Genomic DNA, 21,924 nt, shown 5'->3' with positions numbered 1-21,924 from the left:
ATTTGTGCAGAGTCTTTATTTATTGTTTAGATGGAATATAAAGCAGCTGTCCTTCATTTACTTCCAATTCTTCTTCTAATTGGTTATGCTTGATTAATTGCAGCGGGCTGATTGCAAACCGTTCTGCTATGGTATCGATTGTGTCATTCTCCTGAACAATGCACAGACGCATTTTGGCATAATGATTCTCGTCTGCTTCACGGAAAATCTGAGATAGTAACGATTCGCTTTCTGTTCGTTCCCCCTCTTTTTTCGTTTCTTCAGCCACCAGTATTTCTTCCTCCCTGGGTGTATCTGGATAGAAGGTATCTTCTATATAATCAATCACCTCGGATTCATCAGCGACATCCCAGCCTGGTTTCTCCTCTGTCATCTCCATATCTTCCTCAGCTTCTAATACCTCTTCCACCTGCTCTTCTTCTTCTGAATCATCCTCTGAAGCCTTTCCTTTCGAAAGAGACTCAAAATATTCAGAAAGAGGCTGTGACTTTACTTTCCATCGATCCGGGTCATCTTCTGGCTCCTCTTCTGAATGGCTTTCTTGCAATGTTAATAGTTCTTCCATTTTTTTCTGATCTTTCGATATCGTTTGCTCATTACGAATTAATGCTTCTTCCGAATGGCTTTCTTCTAATATCGGCTCAACTTCCGGTTTTATTTCTTCTTCCAACGCTAGCAATTCTTCTAATTTTTTCTGATCTTCCGAGATCGTTTGTTCATTGCGGGTCAATGCTTCTTCCGGAAGTTCTATTTCAAAGGAAAATGTGTCTCCTACCTGTTCTTGATCCGCTTCTGCTGTTTCCCAATTTTCTTCTGACGGACGATATGCTTCATCCTGTAAAATCCCTTGAATCTCAACCGCAGCAGTAATTTTTAAACTATCTGCACCTAATAAATCATAATCAAAGGATTCAATTTGCACCGTGACATCTTCTATTTTATTCACCCGATGAGGCGGCACAGATATATCTACAGGAAATTTATGGGTGAATACATACAGTCCATTTACCTCTCTAATACTTTCGACATAACGCTTAGCTTGAATTTGATCAAAGTCAAAAATCTCTTCTCCTTCTTCTTCACCATTTACTTTTTGATATTCTCCCTGCAGCTCAAGATTGCCATGGATAGAAATATAGTTATCTAATGATTCGATTGTTATTTCTGGTTCAATGGAAATTCCCCTGAGTTCTTCTACTTCCTGTCCTTTTTCAAAAAACAGTGATTCTTCCAGTTCAAAAATAAATGAATTAGAATCTACTGACAAATGTATTCCTCCTCTCGCAAACAGTCCAGATGCGAATCATTCGTTATCATTTATATGATAAGAAACCGCGGAATATGCTAAGGAGGAAGATTGGTTTAAAGCAAACAAGAAAAGCCGGGGTATCGTTTATGTTAAATGCCCTTCAAAAATCACTCTGTTTCCCGGTATTCCATTAACCAGCAATCCCGATATTCCCCCTCATGCAGTTCATGGCAAGGAAGTAATTTTATTTTCTTAAAACCACTTTTCTCGTAACAGCGAATCGCTCTTTTATTCCAGGCTTGAGGATCCATGACGACTTTATTTATGCGTTTCTTGTTAATTAAATAAGCAACCATCGACTTGATCAGGAGGCTGCCAATACCTCTATCCCAGTATTGCGTTTCTCCTATAAATTGATCCATTCCATAAATAACCGTATTTTTTTCTCGTATTTATATTTAATAGATAATATTGAATGTAACCGATTTCTAAACTATCAAAAGCTATGATACATCGGACTACATTGTCTTGAAGCGGATAAAATTTTTCATTCACTTTTTCTAAATCAAATGGATTATCTCTCCCATCGTAAAATTGAAGAACTGCCGGATCAGAAAGCCACTTTGCCAGTAAATAATTATCCTCTTTTGCTAATTCACGAACGGTTAGCTTATTATTTTGAAACAGCATCATTGTATGATCACCCCGCCTGAAATTTTGTGAAAGTAATATCCTGTCAGTAAGAAAAACCAAGAAAATCACTTGGTCTTTAAAATACTGGTATTCTTGCCGAGCAGATGTCCGCTACGACGGTTTTCGATGGGGCGAGTAATCGCAGTCTCAGGAAGTCGCTTTCCGCGGGCAACGGCTTAGCCGCACGGTAAGAAAACCGCTTCCTGCTCAGGTCTACCTGTTGCTTTTCCCGCATGAGTCGACTTCCCTCTTATTCCTAAAAAAAGAGAAACCCACTTGGATTTCTCTTTTACTAATCTTTTTATAATTACTTTTCAATCTTAGAAAAAGCAGTATGCACTGCTGCAATTGTCTTTTCAATATCCTCATCTGTATGTGCAGTAGATAAGAATAATCCTTCAAATTGAGATGGCGGCAAAAATACGCCTTCTTCAATCATCGCACGGTAATATTGCGCAAAGTAGTCTAAATTAGAGGATTGCGCCGTTTCAAAATCGACAACTTCCTGATCTGTGAAGAATACACCGACCATTGAACCGGCACGATTAATATGAAGCGGTATATCATATTTATCTGCCGCCTGGCGGAATCCTTCTGTAAGACGGTCCACTTTTTTATTAATTTCTTCATAGGACGCTTCTGACAAGGACGCTAACGATTCATAGCCCGCTGTCATAGCTAAGGGGTTACCGGATAATGTACCGGCTTGATAAATCGGACCAGTCGGTGCAATCTGCTCAATAATTTCACGTTTTCCGCCGTACGCGCCGACAGGCAGACCGCCGCCAATAACTTTACCAAGACAAGTCAAATCCGGAGTAACATCAAAATGTCCCTGCGCGCTGTAGTAGTCGACACGGAAACCAGACATTACCTCATCAAAGATAAGAAGTGAGCCATTTTGCTCCGTAATGTCGCGAACAGCTTGTAAGAAACCTTCTTTTGGAGGCACGACTCCCATATTTCCACATACAGGCTCCATAATTACCGCTGCAATTTTGTCACCATAATGCTCAAAAGCAAGCTTCAGACTATCGACATCATTATAAGGAACAGTGATTGTATTCTTCGCGATATTCTCTGGTACTCCAGGGCTGTCTGGAAGGCCAAGTGTTGCGACACCGGAACCTGCCTTAATCAGCAGGGAGTCCCCGTGACCGTGATAGCTTCCTTCAAATTTAATAATCAAATCCCGGTTGGTGTAGCCGCGCGCCAGACGAATTGCACTCATCGTTGCTTCTGTTCCGGAATTGACCATTCGCACCATTTCAATGGATGGGACACGATCGATAACAAGCTTTGCAAGCTGATTTTCTAACAATGAAGGCGCTCCAAAGCTTGTCCCTTTTTCAACAACTTCCTTTAAGCTTTCCGTTACACGCTCATCAGCATGTCCTAAAATCAACGGACCCCAGCTTAATACGTAGTCAATATACGTGTTGCCATCAATATCGGTAATTTTAGAGCCTTTTCCTTCTTCCATAAAAATCGGATCCAATCCCACTGATTTAAATGCACGTACCGGAGAATTCACTCCGCCGGGCATTAAATCAACCGCTTCTTTATAAGCATCTACTGACCTTGTGTTTACCATGCTCTTCCTCCCTTATTTATCTTCTTGCAACCATTTTGCCACATCTTTTGCAAAATAGGTAATAATTAAGTCTGCGCCTGCACGTTTCATTGATAGCAGGGTTTCTGTCACTAATTTTTTCTCATCAATCCAGCCATTTAAAGCAGCTGCTTTAATCATGGAATACTCCCCGCTCACGTTATACGCAACGACGGGCACGTCAAAATTGTCTTTCACCTCACGCATAATATCCATATAAGACAGGCTTGGTTTTACAATTAAGAAATCAGCGCCTTCTTTAATATCCGATTTCGCTTCACGGATTGCCTCTAAACGGTTAGCAGGGTTCATCTGATATGTTTTCCTGTCTCCAAATTGAGGTGTACTGTCTGCTGCATCACGGAAAGGTCCGTAATAAGCGGAAGCATATTTCACCGCATAGGACATAATCGGAATATGATGAAAACCGGCTTCATCCAAAGCATGGCGGATGACGGTTACGAATCCGTCCATCATATTGGAAGGAGCAATAATATCGGCACCTGCCTTTGCCTGAGATACAGCTGTTTTAGCTAACAGCTCCAGAGAAGCATCATTGGCTACATCTCCATTTTCAATTACGCCACAATGTCCATGCGACGTGTATTCGCATAAACAGGTATCTGCGACTACAAGCATTTCTGGATACGCTTGTTTCACGATTCTTGTGGCTTCCTGAATAATTCCATGATCATGAAAAGCCTCAGAGCCGATTTCGTCCTTTTCTTCTACCACACCAAACAAAATAAGTGAACGAATTCCTAATTGATATGCTTCCTCCACTTCCTTCAATAAATGATCAAAAGAAACCTGGAAAACTCCCGGCATGGAAGAAACCTCATTTCGGATGTCTTCTCCTTCAATAACAAATATCGGATAAATAAAATCCGTTGCCCGTAGGTGTGTTTCTTGAACGAGTGCGCGCATCGAAACAGATGAACGCAAACGCCGATGTCTGTCAAATGTAAATTCACTCATGATTTATCTTCCTTTCATTTGCAATCGTTGAAATTAAATCCAACATCGCATCTGCGGTATAAGGCGTTGACGTATATACATCAGAAATTCCTAATTCCCTCGCCTTTTCTTCCGTCGTATTACCGATACAAATATATGTTGCATTTTTTGGTATATATTCTGCCAATTGCACAAACGCTTCTGCTGTTGATGGACTTGTAAACGTGATATAATCCACGGCGGAAAGCACTTGATTCAACTTTTGTTTGGATTCCATACAATACGTTGTCTCATATACTTCCAAAGTCTCATAAGCAATCTGTGCTTCTTTCAGTTTTTCTGGAAGCGTCGGCCTTGATAAATTTCCCCGTATCAGCAGCACTGGCTTATTCAATGTGTAAAAAGAAATAAACGCTTCTGCCATCGCCTGGGCATCAAAGGTTTCTGGAACAAAAGAAGCAGTATAACCATATCGATGCAATACTTCTTCTGTTTTCTTCCCGACGATCCCTATCTTCAATTCTTGTGGCAGTTTTATCTGCTGTTTACGGAGCAGCTGAAAAAAACCCTCCACCCCGTTGGCACTTGTTATAAATACCCAGCTGAAATCCGAGAGACGTTCCAGTACAGAAGTATCTTCAAACTGTTTTAGAAAATTTATTTTAATCATTGGGACGATGACCGGACTTCCACCCAGCTTTGTGACTTTTCCCGCCATCTCAGCAGCTTTTGTCTCTTCTCTCGTAATCAATATGCGCTCCCCGTGAAGCGGCTTACCCATGATTATTCCATCTCCTCTTTGACACGGTCAACGATATCTTTAGCTCCCTGATTCATTAATATTTCTGCTGCCTGCTTACCAACTTGTACAGAGTCGTTACCGCGGACAACTTCCTTCAAAATCGTTTGTCCATCGGGCGTACCTACTAAAGCAGTTAATACAATTTCTTCGCCATCTAAATAAGCATAGCCGCCAATAGGAACTTGACAGCCTCCCTCCAATAAATGCAGAAAAGTACGTTCCGCCAGTACCGTTTTGGCGGTATATTCATTATGAATCTTTCGGACGATTTCTTTTAATTCTGTATCCTCTGCACGGCTTTCAATTGCAAGAGAACCCTGTCCTACAGCAGGTACACAGATTTCCGGATCCAGGTATTCTGTAATCAGATCCTCACTTAAACCGACTCGCTTTAATCCGGATACAGCCAAAATAATTGCATCGTAGTCTTCTTCATTTAGTTTTCGAATTCGTGTTTCCACATTACCTCGAATCCATTTAATCTCTAAATCCGGTCTGGCAGCAAGAATTTGTGCCCCTCTGCGTAAGCTGCTTGTGCCGACAATCGAGCCTTCTTTAAGGTCTGCTAATTTAATATTATTTTTCGCAATATAGGCATCGCGATGGTCTTCTCTGTCCGGAATAGAGGAAATCTCCAGTCCTTCAGGAAGAGAAGAAGGCATATCCTTCATGCTGTGAACAGCAAAGTCAATCTCCTTGTCAAACATTGCTTTTTCAATTTCTTTTACAAAAAGACCTTTTCCGCCAACTTTTGATAAAGTTACATCAAGGATTTGATCTCCTTTTGTAACAATCTTTTTTATCTCAAATTCATTTTCTACACCAGCTTTTTTCAGCTGATCAATAACCCATTTCGTTTGTGTCATTGCTAAATTACTTTTTCTCGAACCAACAATTATTTTTCGCATGATGTCTCCTCCTCGATTTTTCCGGGTTTATTCTAATACGTGTTCAAAAGTTGCCAAATCTAGAAGCAAGAAGAACAAGGCGACGTGTGTTTTACGAACGGGCTTCCACAGGATGTGGTGACTTCTGTGTTGTCCACAAAGGTTTTCGATGGGGCGAGTAATCGCAGCAACGGTTTTAATAGACCGAGTAATCGCAGGTCTCAATGTTGTCAGGTTTGTGCTACCGCTACGGAAAAACACTACGCTAGATAGTTTTATTGTTATTTGTATTGAATTTAAGAAAATTCATTAACCTGACAACATTGGTAATCGCTGTCCCAGTCCCATCGTAAAACACACGTCAACTACAGAATTCGCCTCTTATCATTTGGTGACTTTTGAACAACCTCTTCTACAATAAAAAGCAACCAGAAAGTAAATGAAATGACCTTCTGGTTGGATGTGAATGATGTAAACAGGGTGAATCCATCCTGCTTAGGCAGTGGTTACTCGTTCAATAACCTTGAATGAGGAGGCTTCCTCTTGCGTAAATTTAGTGAATGCATCATTCTTTTTCAACTGTTTCGCAAATTCTTCTCTTACCTCATTCTCAATTCCAAAAATATCAATAAATAATTGCAATGCCTCATCTGCCTGCTCTGCGCCGGCCAATTCTTTCGCCTGCGTAATCGGCTCTTTCAGTAACTGATTGATAATACTTTTCGTGTGCTTATTAAGCACTTTTTTCTCACGATCCGTCAGACTTGGAATTTTCCGTTCAATACTTTTCATTGTTTCCGTTTGAATAGATAACGCTTTTTGTCTCAAAGCAGATATAACCGGAATAACTCCTAATGTTTTCATCCATTCCTTGAATTGAACAATTTCTTCCTCTAAGGATATTTCAATTTGTTCTGCTGCTGCTTTTCGTGACTCCAGATGCTCATCTACAATATGCTGCAGGTGATCGATATCAAATAAAGCAACCTGATTTACTTCAGCAATTTCCGGATCGATATCCCGGGGAACCGCAATATCTACTAAGAATAATTCTTTATCCTGCCGTTTACTCTGCACCTTTTCAATATCTTCTTTCGATAAGACAACAGATTCTGAACCGGTAGAGCTGATCAAAATATCCGCTTCTTCTAATACAGCGGATAGTTCATCCATCCCAGCAAACTTAGCTTCAAATTTCTCTGCCATCATTTTTGCTTTCTCCTGTGTGCGGTTAATGACAGTGATATCCTTTACTCCAGCGCCTTGAATGTTTTTCGCTGCCAATTCGCCCATTTTGCCAGCGCCTAAAATAGCTACATGCTTATTACTCAAATCTCCAAACTTTTCTTTTGCTAATTCCACAGCTGCATAGCTGATGGAGACAGCATGTTCACCGATCCCTGTCTCTTTATGCATCCGTTTCCCGAATGTAATAGCTTGTTTGAACAGTTCATTAAAAATGGTACCTGTTGTATTTGCCAGTTGTCCTTTTGAAAAAGCTTGTTTTAGCTGGCCAAGAATCTGTGTTTCGCCAAGAACCATGGAATCGAGTCCGGTTGTCACGCGAAACAGATGCTCCATTGCACCATCGTCCTCCGTAATCTGCAAGTATGTCGAAAAGGTTTCTTTCTCTTCTCCAAACCAATCTGCTAAAAATTGTTTAATATAGTATCTGCCAGTATGAAGCTGATCAACAACTGCGTATACTTCCGTCCGATTACATGTTGAAACAATCACATCTTCCAGAATACTCTTCTGTTCCTTCAATGCAATCATTGCTTCTGACAATTTTTCTTCATTAAACGTAAACTTTTCCCTAATTTCTACAGGGGTTGTTTTGTAATTAAACCCAACCTTTAAAATATGCACCGTACTACCCCCATTATGATTAAATGATTCAAAACTTTTTATGATTATTATCTAATAATCATTATAACATGTCATGAAATGCTTTTCGTGCTAAAATGTGAACAGAATCTGAAACAATTTGTACGTAACATAAGGATATGTATGATAAAATGATTCATTCCAGCTAAATAAAAACGACCGCTGCAACAACTTATTCCGACTGTAATGTAACATAACTGACCCATTATAGCAAGGAACTCACTTTTTTAAAGGATGTACTTGCTTTTTAAGAGACTGTCTGTTACATCCAGTATAATCATCTACAGTATTAAAACAGAGACATTTGGGAGGAATTTCTATGAAAAGAAAGCATTCACTGCTGGCTTATCTATGTATTGGAATCGGTATTTTTCTTTTACTGCGGGAGCTCCGAATTCCATTTTTTGTTGACCTATATTCATGGCAATCTTTCCTGATTGTAATTGGAATTGGCATTATTATTCATAGCTATACAACAAAAACGTACCAAAATTTATTTATAGGCACCTTACTTTTTGGAATCGGCATTCATCTTCACGGGGTAAAGCATTATTCTTTTTGGATAGATGATTGGTCTGTTTATTTCATTATTATAGGACTTGCCTTTATTATCCGTTATACCAAAACAAAAAAAGGATTTTTCTTAGGCCTTTTCTCTATTTTGTTAGGCTTGCTATTTCTTTTTTCGGAACAGCTTTCTATATACACCAGCTGGCTTGAGCCGATTGTTTCGCTCTTAGAACGTTTTTGGCCAGTTCTGCTTATTCTCTTAGGTATGTTTATGCTCAAACGCAAATAAGGATACAGTCAGGAATTAAATTTCCTGGCTGTATCCTTATTTTATCTTCACTTATAACAAAACGTCACTAAGGCGGAAGTTTTACGGACGCTCCTCCGCGATGAAAGATTTTATCGCTCCCCAGACCGCATCTTTGCCTTCGCCGGTTTCTGCGGAAAATGGAATAAAAATATCATCTGGATCTATTTCTAAAACCTTCTTAGATCGTTTAATATGCTTGTCCTTCTTTGTTTTGGGGATTTTATCCAGCTTTGTTCCGATCACGATGACCGGAAGCTCAAAAAACTTCAAATAATCATACATCTGAACATCATCAGTCGTCGGTTCATGACGTAAATCAGTAATTAAAATAACAGCCCGAAGCGGTTCTCTATTTTTAAAATACTCTTCCATCATGCCGCCCCATTTTGCCCGCTCCTTCTTAGATACCTGTGCGTATCCATAACCCGGAACATCGACAAAATAAAGGGATTCATTAATCAGATAGAAATTTAACGTTTGCGTTTTTCCCGGCTTGGAAGAAGTCCTTGCCAAGTTTTTCCGGTTAATCAGCTTGTTGATTAAGGAAGATTTCCCGACATTTGAACGGCCAGCCAGCGCAAACTCAGGATATTGCTCCTGCGGATATTGCTTCTCACTGACAGCACTGATTACAATTTCTGCTTGATTAACTTTCATTAGGTTCATCCTCCTTTACCAACGCGATTTCTAAGACTTCATCTAAATGCTTCACCGGGATAAACTGAAGCCCCTCACGGACACTTTCTGGAATGTCTTCTATATCTTTTTCATTATCTTCCGGAAGAATAATCGTCGTCAATCCGGCGCGATGTGCACTTAATGCTTTTTCTTTTAATCCGCCAATAGGCAAGACACGCCCGCGAAGTGTAATTTCACCGGTCATTCCTACTTCTTTTTTGATAGGACGCCCTGTCAAGGAAGATACGAGGGCTGTTGCAATGGTAATTCCGGCTGACGGACCATCTTTAGGTGTTGCGCCGGCAGGAACATGGATATGAATATCGTATTTTTCATAAAAATCGGGTTCTATATTCAACTGTTCTGTACGAGAACGCACATAGCTAAACGCAGCTTGCGCCGATTCCTGCATAACGCCGCCAAGTTTACCAGTCAGCTTTAGGCTCCCTTTCCCCGGATAATGCGTTACCTCTATCGATAAAATATCTCCGCCAGCTGTTGTATATGCAAGCCCTGTTGCCGCTCCAACCTGATTTTCCTCTTCAATCAATCCATATCGGTATGCCGGCTTGCCCAGATATTCTTCTACAATGCGATCGGTTATAATAATCCTGTCCTTGCTTTCATCAGAGACAAGCTCTTTAGCCGCTTTCCGGCAAAGCGTCGCAATTTGTCTTTCTAAACCGCGGACGCCTGCCTCCCTCGTATATGTGCGGATTAATTTCATGATAGAAGACTCACGAATTTGTATTTTACTTTTAGTCAGTCCATTTTCTTTAATTTGTTTTGGTATAAGGTGACGTTTCGCGATATGCAGCTTTTCAACCTCTGTATACCCCGGGATAGAGATTAATTCCATCCGATCCAATAACGGCTCTGGAATACTGTTGATGTTATTTGCAGTAGCAATAAACAATACATTAGATAAATCATAGGTCTCTTAAATGTAATGATCACTAAAGTTATGATTTTGTTCTGGATCCAGTACCTCCAGCATAGCTGAAGAAGGATCGCCCCGAAAATCATTGGACATTTTCTCAATTTCATCTAATAAAAATACCGGATTAACCGTTTCAGCCCGCCGCATTCCTTGCATAATTCTTCCCGGCATGGCGCCGATATAAGTTCGGCGATGTCCGCGAATTTCCGCTTCATCCCGAATGCCGCCTAAAGAAATACGGACAAAATTCCGGTCGATTGCGTTGGCAATCGACTTCGCTAGAGAAGTCTTCCCGACTCCAGGCGGTCCGACCAGACATAAAATCGGCCCCTTTATCGTATTAGTAAGCTTTTGAACAGCTAAGTATTCTAAAATGCGTTCCTTCACCTTTTCTAATCCATAGTGATCTGCATTTAACACTTTTTCAGCTTTCTTCATTTGAATATTATCTTCTGTTTTGGTTTGCCATGGAAGCGCAACAAGCCACTCAATATAATTTCGGATGACAGAGCTTTCAGCAGATGACTGCGGGACCTTTTCGTAACGTCCTAATTCCTTCATCGCAACGGTGGTAATTCTTTCAGGCATATCAGACTGTTCAATTTTTGTTCTGAGCTGTTCCAATTCGCCAGTTCTGCCGTCACGGTCTCCCAATTCTTTTTGTATCACCTTTAATTGCTCTCTTAAATAATATTCTTTCTGAGTTTTTTCCATGGAAGTTTTAATCTTTTGACCGATTTTCTTTTCAATGGATAAAATCTTCCGCTCATCCGCAATAATATCCAGAAGCTTATGTATTCTTTCCGTGACATCAAAGCATTCTAATATCTCCTGCTTGTCATCCAGCTTTAAAGAAAGATGTGAGGTAATCATATCCGCTAAGCGGCCCGGATGATCAATATCGCCAACGGTTTCAAATGTTTCATCCGTTAATTTACGTGAAACCTTTATGTACTGTTGGAATTGTTCAAGCAGCGTACGCATTAAAGCTTCAGTTTCATAGCTGTCTCCAACAATCTCCTCTTTTTCTTCTGCCTCTACAATAAAGTTTTCTTCTTCTTCCAGATAACGAATAACCTCCGCCCGATAGAACCCTTCTACAAGTACTCGTTGTGTTCCATTCGGCAGCTTCGTAATCTGTTTAATTTTTGCAACGGTTCCAATATTGTAGATGTCAGCAGAACTCGGATCATCTGAATTCATTTTTTTCTGTGAAGCTAAAAATATGTATTGATCAGCTAACATAGCTTGTTCCAAAGAAGCAATAGACTTATCCCTTCCTACATCAAGGTGTAATACCATCGACGGAAACACAATCAACCCCCGCAGAGGCAGCAGCGGCATTTTTAAATAGTTTGCTGTCATACATTCACCCCCTATTTTCATTTTTTATGTATTTTCTCTGTAAGGCTCTTTCTAAGTGTAAAAAAAAATCAACAAAATGTAAACACCATCATACCTTCTTTTATTATAAACAAGTATTCAGGTATCTATGATTATTATAGTCATTTTATAAAAAGAAACATTTATTCATCAGGAGTTTCGCCAATCGGGCATCGTGATAAAAGAAGATTTTACTGAAAGCACGTCCTATACCAGCAGAAAAGAGGAAGAATGCAGATTCTGACCAGAATCTGCATTCCTCACCCGTTTATGCTTATGCACTTTCCTTTGGTAACTTCTCATTTCCTTCTTGAACGGTACCGTCCTGGAAAACAAGTTTTGGACTTCCATCTTCCTGGATAACAGTGTCCTTTGTAATGATGCATTTTTCTACGTCTTCTCTAGAAGGAAGGTCGAACATAACATCTACAATGATTCCTTCTATGATAGAACGAAGTCCGCGTGCACCAGTCTTCCGTTCAATAGCTTTCTTAGCAATTTCGATAAGCGCATCCTGTTCAAATTCAAGCTCGACATTATCAATTTCAAACAGCTTTTGATACTGTTTAACAAGTGCATTCTTTGGTTTAGTCAAAATTTCAATCAGGGCATCTTCATCCAGCGGAGTAAGACTGCCAATTACCGGAATACGTCCAATAAATTCTGGGATTAAACCATAGCGTAATAAATCTTCCGGAAGAACTTTAGACAGCAATTGTGCTGTATCCAATTCTTCCTGCTCTTCATTTGCACCAAAACCAATTACTTTTTTACCTATACGACGCTTGATTACTTGATCAATACCGTCAAATGCACCGCCGACAATAAATAAAATATTGGTTGTATCGATTTGGATAAATTCTTGATGCGGATGCTTCCTTCCACCTTGAGGAGGTACGCTTGCTACTGTTCCTTCTAAGATTTTTAGAAGCGCCTGCTGTACGCCTTCTCCGGAAACATCTCTTGTAATCGATGGATTTTCAGATTTTCTTGCTACTTTGTCAATCTCATCAATATAAATGATTCCTTTTTCTGCTTTTTCTACATCATAATCAGCAGCTTGGATCAGTTTGAGAAGAATATTTTCTACATCCTCTCCTACATATCCTGCTTCTGTTAATGATGTTGCATCAGCCATTGCAAATGGTACATTAATAATTCTTGCTAATGTTTGAGCTAAGAGTGTTTTACCGCTTCCTGTAGGCCCAATCATGGCAATATTACTTTTAGAGATTTCTACATCCCCATTATGCATGCCGGAATTAACACGTTTGTAATGGTTATATACTGCTACAGAAAGATTTCTTTTGGCTTTATCTTGACCAATTACGTAATCATCAAGTGTATCACAGATTTCTTTTGGCTTTGGAATCTCATTCATTTCCATGCCTTCCTCGGTGCCAAGCTCTTCCTCAACAATTTCTGTGCATAATTCAATACATTCATCACATATATAAACACCGGGACCAGCTACCAGCTTTCGTACTTGTTCTTGGCCTTTGCCACAAAAAGAACATTTTAATTGTCCTTTTTCTTCATTAAATTTAAACATTACTTTTCGCCGCCTTCCTCAACAATCTCTGAGACTTTCCTAACACATTCGTTACATATATAAACGCCAGGGCCAGCTACTAATTTCTGAACTTCTTTTTCGTTCTTCCCACAAAAAGAGCAATTTGATTGTCCCATCCCGGCTTCTAAATTCAACATATTCATTCACTCCTACATGTGCCGTATCGGATTAGCAGTCAGCTTTATAATTCATCATATCAGATACAAATAGAAATACAAAACAATATACTTTTTATATTTTCTAAAGATAATCCTATGATAAGTGTGTCTATACAGTATGAATCAATTCTTTTAAATGTCAACTATTTGCAATTCCATCTGTATAGTATACTTTATATCCTGGAACAAATACCGCTTTTGACAAAATCTTCGTTTATTCGACACTGTCCTAATTAACAGGAAAGACAAGGCACGTCTCTCGGCGCACCTTGTCTTATTTATCCTCTTTTTTCACTTGTTTATAAAAATTATTTTGTTTTGCTGTTTTCAGCTAAGAATTCAATTGCAGCACGCATTTTTAAATCATTTTCTAATGTTTCTGTGGAACCGCCAAGCATTTGTAGAAGCTGTTCTTTCTCAACTCCGTACATAGAGCCCATTTTTTCAAGCTCTGCATCGATATCCTCTTCTGTAGCTTCAAGATTTTCAGCTTCAGCAATTGCTTCTAACGTCAAGTTAGTTTTTACACGCTTTTCAGCATCTTCACGCATTTGTTCTTTCAAAGCATTCTCATCTTGTCCTGAGAATTGGCTGTACATTTCTAATGTCATGCCTTGCATTTGAAGCTGTTGTTCAAATTCGCGAACCATCTGATTTACTTCTGTGTCTACCATTGCTTCTGGAATCTCTACCTCGATATTATCTGAAGCTTGTTGAAGTAATTCTTCACGCTGTTCATTTTCAGCTTGTTGTTTTTTGTTTGTTTCCAGTTCTTCACGTTTTTTTGCTTTCAATTCATCAAGTGTTTCTACTTCTTCATCAACATCTTTTGCAAATTCATCATCCAGTTCTGGTAATTCTTTTGCTTTTACTTCATGAATTTTCACTTTAAAGACTGCGTCCTGACCAGCTAAATCTTCCGCATGGTACTCTTCAGGGAAAGTGATTTCTACTTCTGTTTCATCACCAGCTTTTTTACCAATCAATTGTTCTTCAAAGCCAGGGATAAATTGTCCGGAACCAATTTCCAGTGAATGATTTTCACCTTGTCCGCCTTCAAAAGCAACGCCATCTTTGAATCCTTCAAAATCGATAACAGCAGTATCGCCGTCTTCGATTTCGCTATCTTCTTTTACAACTAATTCTGCTTGGCGTTCACGAAGATTTTCGATTTCCTGTTCTACATCTTCATCAGTTACTTCTACAGATTTTTCTTCCACTTCTAAACCTTTATATTCACCAAGTTTCACCTCTGGTTTCACTTCTACTTCCGCAGTGAAAACAAGCGGTTGTCCTTTTTCAATCTGATCAATGTCGATAGAAGGCTGTGCAATTGGGAAAATCTCAGCTTCATCAACTGCTTTAGAATAAGCACTAGGAAGTACAATATCTACTGCGTCCTGATATAGAGATTCTACGCCAAAGCGTTTTTCAAAAATACTGCGTGGAATTTTCCCTTTACGGAAACCAGGAATCTGAACATCCTTCGATACCTTTTTGAACGCTTGGTCTAACGCTTGATCAAAGTCTTCAACAGATACTTCAAACGTTAATACTCCTTTATTACCTTCTTGTTTTTCCCATTTTGTTGTCATTATTATTCCCTCCAAAATCAAATCTATCATTGCATTTCATTATTCATTTGATCAATCATTTTTCCTAATTTACAACCACCTCATTATAACACATATCTTTTGTGTTTCAAGCATTTTACTACCTACTCTTCAATGATACTTAAATAAAGCGAGTTACAAATTTTTATAGACTCTATCCATGATTGGGCAGTTTCATTCAATTCGTCCAGCTGCAAATCCAGCTGTAAATAGTCATTTCCAAGAATATAGACGGCTTCTGCAAAAGAAAACATATCACTCTCTTTCGGTGTAAATGGATAAGTCACGTAAAAGTATCGATATACAAGCTGCTCAATCAAATTTAATAGAGATGGATTGGCTTCTGCCCTTTTTTCTAATTCTTCCGTTATAGCTATATAGCTTTTCTCTTCAGATATCTGGATCAATTCCGTCGGCTGAGTAACCATCATTGCCTCAAATTTATGTATGTAGACAGATCTTTCTATGCCTGTTTCTTTGAACCATTCTAATAAAGCAGTTTTAATAACAGGATGCACTTGAGGATTTTCAAGCAGTCTGATATTTTCTTCCTCCGGATTTGCCTGTATCCGCCGAAGGTTATCAATGATATTCCATTGCTTCAGATAATCATCATCCCTTACAGCTTCCTTAAGTTCTTTCATAAAACTGACGGCATTATCTTCATCGATCCCAATCTTCATATTGCCGCTCATTTCATATAACTGCTGAAAAGGCTCTTGAAGCATGTCAGGAATCATATTATGCTCAAATTCTATTTCTAACAAATCCATCAAATGCTGATACTGGCTTGTTTGAAAAAGAATGGTTAAATAAATATGGAAGTAATGATAATAATGTGCGTCTTTTCTGGCCAGCAGTTCTTCACTGAGCTGCTCTGCATCCTTATACTTTCCTAATTCCATCAAACACATTAATTTACCAATGTATATTTCATGGCTTCCTTCATGATATGCAATCAGACTATTTAATTTATCTAATGCCTCTTTGTACCTTTTTTCCTTTAATGCATGCAAACCTTCTTCTTCCAATTGTTTTTTCGTATTCGGAAATAATATCACTTTAGCACTATCTTTCATTTGTTCACCTCTATTCTGGGTTTCCAAAAATTTTCTTCAAATCTGTTATACCCTATCCTACACTATTTAAACTATTTTTTTCAGATTATATCTGCAGCAGGTTTAACCTTCCTGTCTCATTATCATGTTACCCTTAAAAAAGCAGCGGGTCTATATTAATTTGCAAAAAGATAGTTAAATTCATTTTAGGCACTTCATCAAAATCTATGCATTATAAATCATTCGTGATATAGATGTAAGCTGCTGCACCCGAAAAATAACGTCAGCTAGTTTCTTTCTTAACTGAATTTATTCATATCCCTGCAAGCCCAGTTTTTAATATAGAGCCAATTATCTTTTTCTAGAAACCAAAAAAGCTCAAAACCTTATTAATTGAGGTTTTGAGCTTTTTAAACTGTTTACGTCCCAGGCAGGATTCGAACCTGCGACCCACAGCTTAGAAGGCTGTTGCTCTATCCTGCTGAGCTACTGGGACATGATGGAGCGGGTGAAGGGAATCGAACCCTCGTCATCAGCTTGGAAGGCTGAGGTTTTACCATTAAACTACACCCGCAATTACCGTGTTTTATGTATGAAATGATGTGCACCGTTTTTAACGGACAAGTAATATTATATGTGGGATAGAAGTTTTTGTCAACAGATTTTTAATTTTTATTTCTCGGCTTCATAAAAATGACGAAAACCCTCGGTACACAAGGGAAAAACAGCTTGAAAATTCTCTAGTGAAAGCAATAAAAGCAGTTCACATTCTCTTTTCAGAAAAATATGAACTGCTTTTATCTTATTTATCACGGAGAGTCGTCCATAACATTATCAATGTATGAAGTTTCGTTTTACAAAGAAGTACGATAGCTCATATCTTCTATTTTTCCATCTTTTAAAGTGTAGAAGTCTACCTGCACTTCATCTGTATTTTCCCAGCTTAAAACAGCGTATGTTTTTTCCACACGATTTCTAGGCATACGAATACTCCCTGGATTGATAAATAATTGATTCCCCATTTTTTGAGCACCGGCAATATGGGTATGACCAAAGCATACGACATTTGCAGCATACTCTTCTGCTGCATAGGATAGGTTGGTCAAGCTTCCTTTCACTTGGTGAAGATGACCATGCGTTACAAAGAAACGAAGACCATTTAAATCTAACATTTCTTGTTCTGGATAAAGCGAATCAAAATCACAATTTCCTCCAACTTTATAAAAAGCGCTCAACTCTGCCGCATCAAAATCCAGCTCCGAATCACCGCAATGGATGTATAAATCTGCAGCATGCTTTTCCGTCATTTCTTCCAGTTCTTTCGTCAACCCGTGACTGTCACTTGTAATCAGTACGCTTGTCATTATACTCCTCCTCTTTATTCCTTAGAGCAAATGTATATTTTGTTCCAATTGATTCATCGCTATTTTCCGATGGCTGATTTGATTTTTTTCAGCCGGATCCAGCTCTGCCATTGTTTTTTCATAACCCTCCGGTACAAAAATAGGATCGTAGCCGAAACCATTTTCTCCACTCTGTTCCGTTTGAATATGACCTTCACAATACCCAGTTACAAACAACGGCTCCTGACCAGGCTGAGCAATTGCTAAGACACAGACAAAGCGGGCTCCGCGTTCGCCTTCAGGAATTTCCTTCATTTCCTCCAGAACCTTATCAATATTCGCTTGATCATCTGTCGGTTCGCCGGCATAACGGGCGGAATACACTCCGGGTCTTCCTTCTAAACTGTCAATAACCAGCCCTGAATCATCAGCCAGCACTGTCTTTTGGAAACGATTAGAAATTTGCTCCGCTTTGATAGCTGCATTTTCTACAAAGCTCTCCCCTGTCTCCTCAATATCTGGAATGTCCTCGTCTAAATCAAGCAGGGAAACTACCTCAATATGATGAGGAGCAAAGAAATCTCTAAATTCTTTTACTTTTCCTTTATTTTTTGTTGCAATAATAATCTTCTTCATGGTATCTCCCCCAATGAAATCAGTCTTGGTTAACCAAATCTGCAATAGAGCCAAGCGTTTCTTTCTGCTGGCTGATCAATTCCTGAATACCTTGCTCACCTAAACCGAGCATCGCTTGTAATTGCTTTGGACTAAATGTAGCTTCTTCTCCAGTTCCCTGCAGTTCTACAAATTCCCCTTTACCAGTCATCACAATATTCATATCGACATCCGCTGTACTGTCTTCCTGATAATTCAGATCAAGTACCTCACATCCCTCAGGCAATACACCAACTGAAATTGCCGCTAAGAAATCAGTTAAAGGAAGCTCCTTCAGCACTTTCTTTTCAACAAGCTGATGAAGTGCAATTGCCATAGCGACATAAGCACCTGTAATGGAAGCTGTTCTAGTTCCGCCATCCGCTTGAATAACATCACAATCAATCCAGATGGTCCGTTCCCCGATTTTGGAAAGGTCAACAACTGAACGTAGTGCTCGTCCAATCAAACGTTGAATCTCCATCGTTCTGCCGCTCACTTTTCCTTTAGAAGATTCACGAATATTACGCTGCTCTGTTGCACGCGGCAGCATTGCATATTCCGCTGTAATCCATCCTTTTCCCTGGCCTCTCATAAATGGCGGCACTCTATCTTCAATACTCGCATTACAAATAACCTTTGTCTGGCCCATTTCAATTAATACAGACCCCTCCGGATGTGTAATATAGCCCGGTGTTATTTTTATCGGCCGCAATTCATTTGGTTTTCGATTATCCTGTCTTTCCATCTATTTTCCTCCTTATTTCACATTACATAGCTTATCATATTTTCGAAAAAAGAAACATGAGAATGCTGTTAAAAGAAGTATGTATCTTCAAATTATCCGTTCAAAGAAAAAAGCACCTCAAGAACAGGTAAACTGCTCTCCAGATGCTTCATCGCACATTGCAATCCTTTTATAATTCTTCACTTGGAGTATATATATCTGCTGACACCGGTGCAGAATAAGGCTCTCCATTTTCATTAAATACTTCATCCACATTTTCAACCTGAACATTTACCGCATCGATGTTTGGCCGCTGCGTTAACGTTCTGACCATAGTCTCCATCACTTCATCTGAGATAATATTTTGCTCGGAATCCATCAGGATACCTTCATTAAATGTCAGATGGACAACTCCTTCCTCTATAACCGGATCTGCTGTCAAGGCTGCTTCCGGGCTAAAAACATTCACAACATGATTTTGATAACCTGGACCGTCTACCAGTTCATTCACAACGCCTGTTAAATCATTTTCATCATCCATCTCGACATATTGCGTAACAGGAACATAATAACGGTTATTTTCCTGTTCTACCGGATAAAACATGGTAACTGGACTACTGTTAAAATAGTCTAATGTATCATTATTGGTCAAATTGATTCCCTTTGCCCGTGTATAACCATTATTGATCGGTGTACCATTTACTGGCATTTCCTTTAAATCGACTCCATCCACCCGAAGCTTGACCTTATTAACATTCTCAAATTGTGTCAGCGTGTGTGTAACAGCTTCTAAAATAGGAAGCTCAGATGCTGCTTCATAATCGGAAAATTCTCCGGATAAATCTACGACAATTGTACCGTCTTCTTGAAGATCAATGCCAAGGACTTCTGTATCCTCCGGAAGCACAGCTTGGAAGCCGTTTGGCAGCATTGGAGTGATTGGACCGCCTTTAACCATATATTCAATAACTTGCTGCGCCACTTGATTTGTTTCAGGAATTGGAAGCTCAATCATTTGTGAGGCAACCATCCCGTTTGAATCAATTAAATACAACTCTCTAGAAACCGTATCTTCTGCTTCCTCAGGAGGAGCTGCAGCATCTTCCTCGTTTGCTGCTTCATCATCTGCTGTTTCTTCCCCATTTACTGCTTCTGCATTTTGCGGAGGATCCACCTCTTTTGATGACTGTTCTCCTTTAAAACATCCTGCCAACAAGACTAATATTCCAAAAGCCACGATTAATCGGATTATCATTTTACTCATGCAACTACCTCCCAAGATGGTTTGTACTATTAATCATACGAGCCCACCCCGAGAAATAGACCATGATTTAGATAGTTTATAAAGGAAGTTTCATTTTATATCTGAAAAAAGACCACATAAACTGAAACTTTAATCAGTGGAGGTTTCGACGCATGGCTCTTTACGATGGAGCGAATAATCGCAGCAATGTTGTCAGGTTAATATGCAGCTGTGAGAAAAAACTCCTATGCAAAGATTCACTCTCATCTGCATAGGAGTTAAAGCTACTGAGATTAAACATGACGCAAATCTGCATGTTTAATTGTCAGCACACCAAAATTACTATCTTTAAAAATCTTCTGTGTGATTTCGATAAAAATATTCAAATCTCCTGTCGCATAAAATTCATGGGGCGGCATCGGGTCATCGCCATTCGCAATTTGATGAATATCTAATGTTGTACTCGTCTCTCTTGCCGTTTCTTCACTGGAAGAAATAACAGTAATTTTCTCTCCTGCCACCGCTTGAATAGTATCCTTTAATAGTGGATAATGCGTACAGCCTAAAATCAATGTATCCATTTGATCATGCTCTAAAATAGGCACCAGGGTTGTTTCCACTACTTGTTTTGCTTCCGGCCCGTCCAGGATCCCTTTTTCCACCATCGGAACAAAAGCAGGGCAAGCTAAAGAAATAACCTCAATATCAGACTTGATTTGACGTAGTGCATAACTATATGCACCGCTCTGCACCGTTCCTTCTGTTCCAATTACACCGATATAATTATTCTCCGTAGATTTGATTGCAGCCCTCGCGCCAGGCTTGATAACGCCAATAACCGGAATATCCAATTTTTCTTGTAACTCTTCTATTGTAAATGCGGTTGCCGTATTACAAGCAATCACAAGCATTTTTATATTTTTTTTAAGTAAAAAACGGACCATTTCCCATGTGAATTGTTTTACCTCTTCTTTCGTTCTCGGTCCGTATGGGCATCTTTCTGTATCTCCTAAGTAAATAAGCGGCTCTTTAGGCAGCTGTCTCATTAGTTCATGAACAACCGTTAACCCGCCCACTCCTGAATCTATTACACCAATTGGCTGTTCCAAAGCGCTCTCTCCCTTTTTGCTATTGCTACTTCTCATTAACTTGCTTCATTTCATCATGCAAAAAGCCTAACAAATCATTCAACGTTTCTTTCTGCTCATCTGAAAATGAAGATAAAACATCCTGCAAATATTCCTGACGTTTTTGGATTACTTCTTCAATAATATGCTTCCCTTTTTCCAGAAGATGGATGCGCACCACGCGCCGGTCATTTGTATCGCGGACACGCTCTACTAATTCATTTTTCTCTAAACGGTCAACTAAGTCTGTCGTCGTACTAAATGCATGGCTAATACGGTTCGACAATTCGCCAACGGTCAAATCTCCTTCTTCCAGCAGCCACTGCAAGGCAATAAACTGCGGCGAAGTAATCGGATAATGATGTAATATTTTCCTGCCATTTTGTTTAATCATGCCAGAAATATACCTTAATTGTTTTTCCATTTTATTCACTGCTTCTACATCTTTATTCTTTTCCAATTCTTTATTTTTTTCCACATTGATACCCCCTAAAAGTAAGAATTGCTCCTGGTATTTTAA

At 39.3% G+C, this 21,924-nt stretch carries 20 protein-coding genes, 2 tRNA genes and 1 pseudogene; 1 reads left to right on the top strand and 22 read right to left on the bottom strand.

What is annotated here, in order from left to right:
- Window positions 1-19: 19 nt before the first annotated feature.
- The 8 genes from spoVID to hemA form a co-directional block, all read right to left on the bottom strand.
- Window positions 20-1,267: a stage VI sporulation protein D gene (gene spoVID / locus ACFO3P_RS18980; protein ID WP_289584818.1), complete on the bottom strand. Its 1,248-nt coding sequence runs from the start codon at window positions 1,265-1,267 to the stop codon at window positions 20-22.
- Window positions 1,268-1,416: 149 nt separating this feature from the next.
- Window positions 1,417-1,671 (bottom strand): GNAT family N-acetyltransferase, encoded by a 255-nt coding sequence (locus ACFO3P_RS18975; RefSeq protein ID WP_354005213.1) that lies wholly within the window; start codon window positions 1,669-1,671, stop codon window positions 1,417-1,419.
- Window positions 1,634-1,942, bottom strand: coding sequence for a hypothetical protein (locus tag ACFO3P_RS18970; protein WP_354005214.1), 309 nt, complete (start codon window positions 1,940-1,942; stop codon window positions 1,634-1,636). The genes ACFO3P_RS18975 and ACFO3P_RS18970 overlap by 38 nt, the downstream gene beginning before the upstream one ends.
- A gap of 307 nt (window positions 1,943-2,249) precedes the next feature.
- Window positions 2,250-3,536 (bottom strand): glutamate-1-semialdehyde 2,1-aminomutase, encoded by a 1,287-nt coding sequence (hemL, locus tag ACFO3P_RS18965; protein ID WP_193062327.1) that lies wholly within the window; start codon window positions 3,534-3,536, stop codon window positions 2,250-2,252.
- Window positions 3,537-3,548: 12 nt separating this feature from the next.
- Window positions 3,549-4,532 carry a porphobilinogen synthase gene (gene hemB, locus ACFO3P_RS18960; RefSeq protein WP_042534412.1) on the bottom strand — a complete coding sequence of 328 codons (984 nt, stop codon included), beginning with the start codon at window positions 4,530-4,532 and terminating at the stop codon, window positions 3,549-3,551.
- The gene (locus ACFO3P_RS18955) at window positions 4,525-5,292 is read right to left on the bottom strand and encodes a uroporphyrinogen-III synthase (protein WP_193062329.1); all 768 of its coding nucleotides are present in this window, start codon (window positions 5,290-5,292) and stop codon (window positions 4,525-4,527) included. The genes hemB and ACFO3P_RS18955 overlap by 8 nt, the downstream gene beginning before the upstream one ends.
- A 2-nt stretch (window positions 5,293-5,294) precedes the next feature.
- Window positions 5,295-6,221, bottom strand: a complete 927-nt coding sequence (gene hemC, locus ACFO3P_RS18950; protein ID WP_193062331.1) for a hydroxymethylbilane synthase — start codon at window positions 6,219-6,221, stop codon at window positions 5,295-5,297.
- A gap of 474 nt (window positions 6,222-6,695) precedes the next feature.
- Window positions 6,696-8,069, bottom strand: coding sequence for a glutamyl-tRNA reductase (hemA, locus tag ACFO3P_RS18945; protein WP_193062333.1), 1,374 nt, complete (start codon window positions 8,067-8,069; stop codon window positions 6,696-6,698).
- Window positions 8,070-8,406: 337 nt separating this feature from the next.
- Here hemA and ACFO3P_RS18940 point away from each other — a divergent pair, with 337 nt between their 5' ends.
- Window positions 8,407-8,886, top strand: a complete 480-nt coding sequence (locus ACFO3P_RS18940) for a LiaF transmembrane domain-containing protein (RefSeq protein ID WP_193062335.1) — start codon at window positions 8,407-8,409, stop codon at window positions 8,884-8,886.
- An 81-nt stretch (window positions 8,887-8,967) separates the two neighbouring features.
- Here ACFO3P_RS18940 and yihA read toward each other — a convergent pair whose 3' ends face one another.
- From yihA to ACFO3P_RS18870, 14 genes and pseudogenes are all read right to left on the bottom strand, one after another.
- Window positions 8,968-9,564, bottom strand: a complete 597-nt coding sequence (yihA, locus tag ACFO3P_RS18935; RefSeq protein ID WP_042534417.1) for a ribosome biogenesis GTP-binding protein YihA/YsxC — start codon at window positions 9,562-9,564, stop codon at window positions 8,968-8,970.
- Window positions 9,554-11,890: pseudogene (gene lon / locus ACFO3P_RS18930) on the bottom strand (endopeptidase La). Before lon ends, yihA begins: the two are co-directional and overlap by 11 nt.
- A gap of 292 nt (window positions 11,891-12,182) precedes the next feature.
- Window positions 12,183-13,460 carry an ATP-dependent protease ATP-binding subunit ClpX gene (clpX, locus tag ACFO3P_RS18925; RefSeq protein WP_042534419.1) on the bottom strand — a complete coding sequence of 426 codons (1,278 nt, stop codon included), beginning with the start codon at window positions 13,458-13,460 and terminating at the stop codon, window positions 12,183-12,185.
- The gene (locus ACFO3P_RS18920; RefSeq protein ID WP_139089140.1) at window positions 13,460-13,618 is read right to left on the bottom strand and encodes a ClpX C4-type zinc finger protein; all 159 of its coding nucleotides are present in this window, start codon (window positions 13,616-13,618) and stop codon (window positions 13,460-13,462) included. The genes clpX and ACFO3P_RS18920 overlap by 1 nt, the downstream gene beginning before the upstream one ends.
- A gap of 329 nt (window positions 13,619-13,947) precedes the next feature.
- Window positions 13,948-15,234: a trigger factor gene (tig, locus tag ACFO3P_RS18915; protein ID WP_042534420.1), complete on the bottom strand. Its 1,287-nt coding sequence runs from the start codon at window positions 15,232-15,234 to the stop codon at window positions 13,948-13,950.
- Window positions 15,235-15,356: 122 nt separating this feature from the next.
- Window positions 15,357-16,331 carry a tetratricopeptide repeat protein gene (locus tag ACFO3P_RS18910; protein WP_193062339.1) on the bottom strand — a complete coding sequence of 325 codons (975 nt, stop codon included), beginning with the start codon at window positions 16,329-16,331 and terminating at the stop codon, window positions 15,357-15,359.
- A 401-nt stretch (window positions 16,332-16,732) separates the two neighbouring features.
- Window positions 16,733-16,806: transfer RNA gene (locus ACFO3P_RS18905), tRNA-Arg, on the bottom strand.
- Between the two features lie 4 nt (window positions 16,807-16,810).
- Window positions 16,811-16,884, bottom strand: a tRNA-Gly gene (locus ACFO3P_RS18900).
- Between the two features lie 280 nt (window positions 16,885-17,164).
- Entirely contained in the window at window positions 17,165-17,674 is a 510-nt protein-coding gene (locus tag ACFO3P_RS18895) for a metallophosphoesterase (protein WP_042534422.1), read from the bottom strand.
- Window positions 17,675-17,695: 21 nt separating this feature from the next.
- The gene (locus tag ACFO3P_RS18890; RefSeq protein WP_042534423.1) at window positions 17,696-18,289 is read right to left on the bottom strand and encodes an XTP/dITP diphosphatase; all 594 of its coding nucleotides are present in this window, start codon (window positions 18,287-18,289) and stop codon (window positions 17,696-17,698) included.
- A 19-nt stretch (window positions 18,290-18,308) separates the two neighbouring features.
- Entirely contained in the window at window positions 18,309-19,055 is a 747-nt protein-coding gene (gene rph, locus ACFO3P_RS18885) for a ribonuclease PH (protein WP_042534424.1), read from the bottom strand.
- A gap of 169 nt (window positions 19,056-19,224) precedes the next feature.
- The gene (locus tag ACFO3P_RS18880; protein WP_042534425.1) at window positions 19,225-20,298 is read right to left on the bottom strand and encodes a GerMN domain-containing protein; all 1,074 of its coding nucleotides are present in this window, start codon (window positions 20,296-20,298) and stop codon (window positions 19,225-19,227) included.
- A 272-nt stretch (window positions 20,299-20,570) separates the two neighbouring features.
- Entirely contained in the window at window positions 20,571-21,386 is an 816-nt protein-coding gene (gene racE, locus ACFO3P_RS18875) for a glutamate racemase (RefSeq protein WP_042534426.1), read from the bottom strand.
- A 25-nt stretch (window positions 21,387-21,411) separates the two neighbouring features.
- The gene (locus ACFO3P_RS18870; protein ID WP_175297093.1) at window positions 21,412-21,828 is read right to left on the bottom strand and encodes a MarR family winged helix-turn-helix transcriptional regulator; all 417 of its coding nucleotides are present in this window, start codon (window positions 21,826-21,828) and stop codon (window positions 21,412-21,414) included.
- Window positions 21,829-21,924 lie beyond the last annotated feature (96 nt).

It is taken from the genome of Oceanobacillus aidingensis, assembly GCF_042654105.1.
Classification (GTDB): Bacteria; Bacillota; Bacilli; order Bacillales; family Amphibacillaceae; genus Oceanobacillus; species Oceanobacillus oncorhynchi.
Note: the sequence above shows the minus strand (reverse complement) of the source record. Positions and strands in the feature narration are given on the sequence as shown.

Bases quoted from the DNA above. Each gene is read 5' to 3' on its own strand.
- ACFO3P_RS18975 (WP_354005213.1), bottom strand. From the start codon at position 1,671: ATGGATCAATTTATAGGAGAAACGCAATACTGGGATAGAGGTATTGGC.
- ACFO3P_RS18970 (WP_354005214.1), bottom strand. From the start codon at position 1,942: ATGATGCTGTTTCAAAATAATAAGCTAACCGTTCGTGAATTAGCAAAA.
- hemL (WP_193062327.1), bottom strand. From the start codon at position 3,536: ATGGTAAACACAAGGTCAGTAGATGCTTATAAAGAAGCGGTTGATTTA.
- hemB (WP_042534412.1), bottom strand. From the start codon at position 4,532: ATGAGTGAATTTACATTTGACAGACATCGGCGTTTGCGTTCATCTGTT.
- ACFO3P_RS18955 (WP_193062329.1), bottom strand. From the start codon at position 5,292: ATGGGTAAGCCGCTTCACGGGGAGCGCATATTGATTACGAGAGAAGAG.
- hemC (WP_193062331.1), bottom strand. From the start codon at position 6,221: ATGCGAAAAATAATTGTTGGTTCGAGAAAAAGTAATTTAGCAATGACA.
- ACFO3P_RS18940 (WP_193062335.1), top strand. From the start codon at position 8,407: ATGAAAAGAAAGCATTCACTGCTGGCTTATCTATGTATTGGAATCGGT.
- yihA (WP_042534417.1), bottom strand. From the start codon at position 9,564: ATGAAAGTTAATCAAGCAGAAATTGTAATCAGTGCTGTCAGTGAGAAG.
- clpX (WP_042534419.1), bottom strand. From the start codon at position 13,460: ATGTTTAAATTTAATGAAGAAAAAGGACAATTAAAATGTTCTTTTTGT.
- ACFO3P_RS18920 (WP_139089140.1), bottom strand. From the start codon at position 13,618: ATGTTGAATTTAGAAGCCGGGATGGGACAATCAAATTGCTCTTTTTGT.
- tig (WP_042534420.1), bottom strand. From the start codon at position 15,234: ATGACAACAAAATGGGAAAAACAAGAAGGTAATAAAGGAGTATTAACG.
- ACFO3P_RS18910 (WP_193062339.1), bottom strand. From the start codon at position 16,331: ATGAAAGATAGTGCTAAAGTGATATTATTTCCGAATACGAAAAAACAA.
- ACFO3P_RS18895 (WP_042534422.1), bottom strand. From the start codon at position 17,674: ATGACAAGCGTACTGATTACAAGTGACAGTCACGGGTTGACGAAAGAA.
- ACFO3P_RS18890 (WP_042534423.1), bottom strand. From the start codon at position 18,289: ATGAAGAAGATTATTATTGCAACAAAAAATAAAGGAAAAGTAAAAGAA.
- rph (WP_042534424.1), bottom strand. From the start codon at position 19,055: ATGGAAAGACAGGATAATCGAAAACCAAATGAATTGCGGCCGATAAAA.
- ACFO3P_RS18880 (WP_042534425.1), bottom strand. From the start codon at position 20,298: ATGAGTAAAATGATAATCCGATTAATCGTGGCTTTTGGAATATTAGTC.
- ACFO3P_RS18870 (WP_175297093.1), bottom strand. From the start codon at position 21,828: ATGGAAAAACAATTAAGGTATATTTCTGGCATGATTAAACAAAATGGC.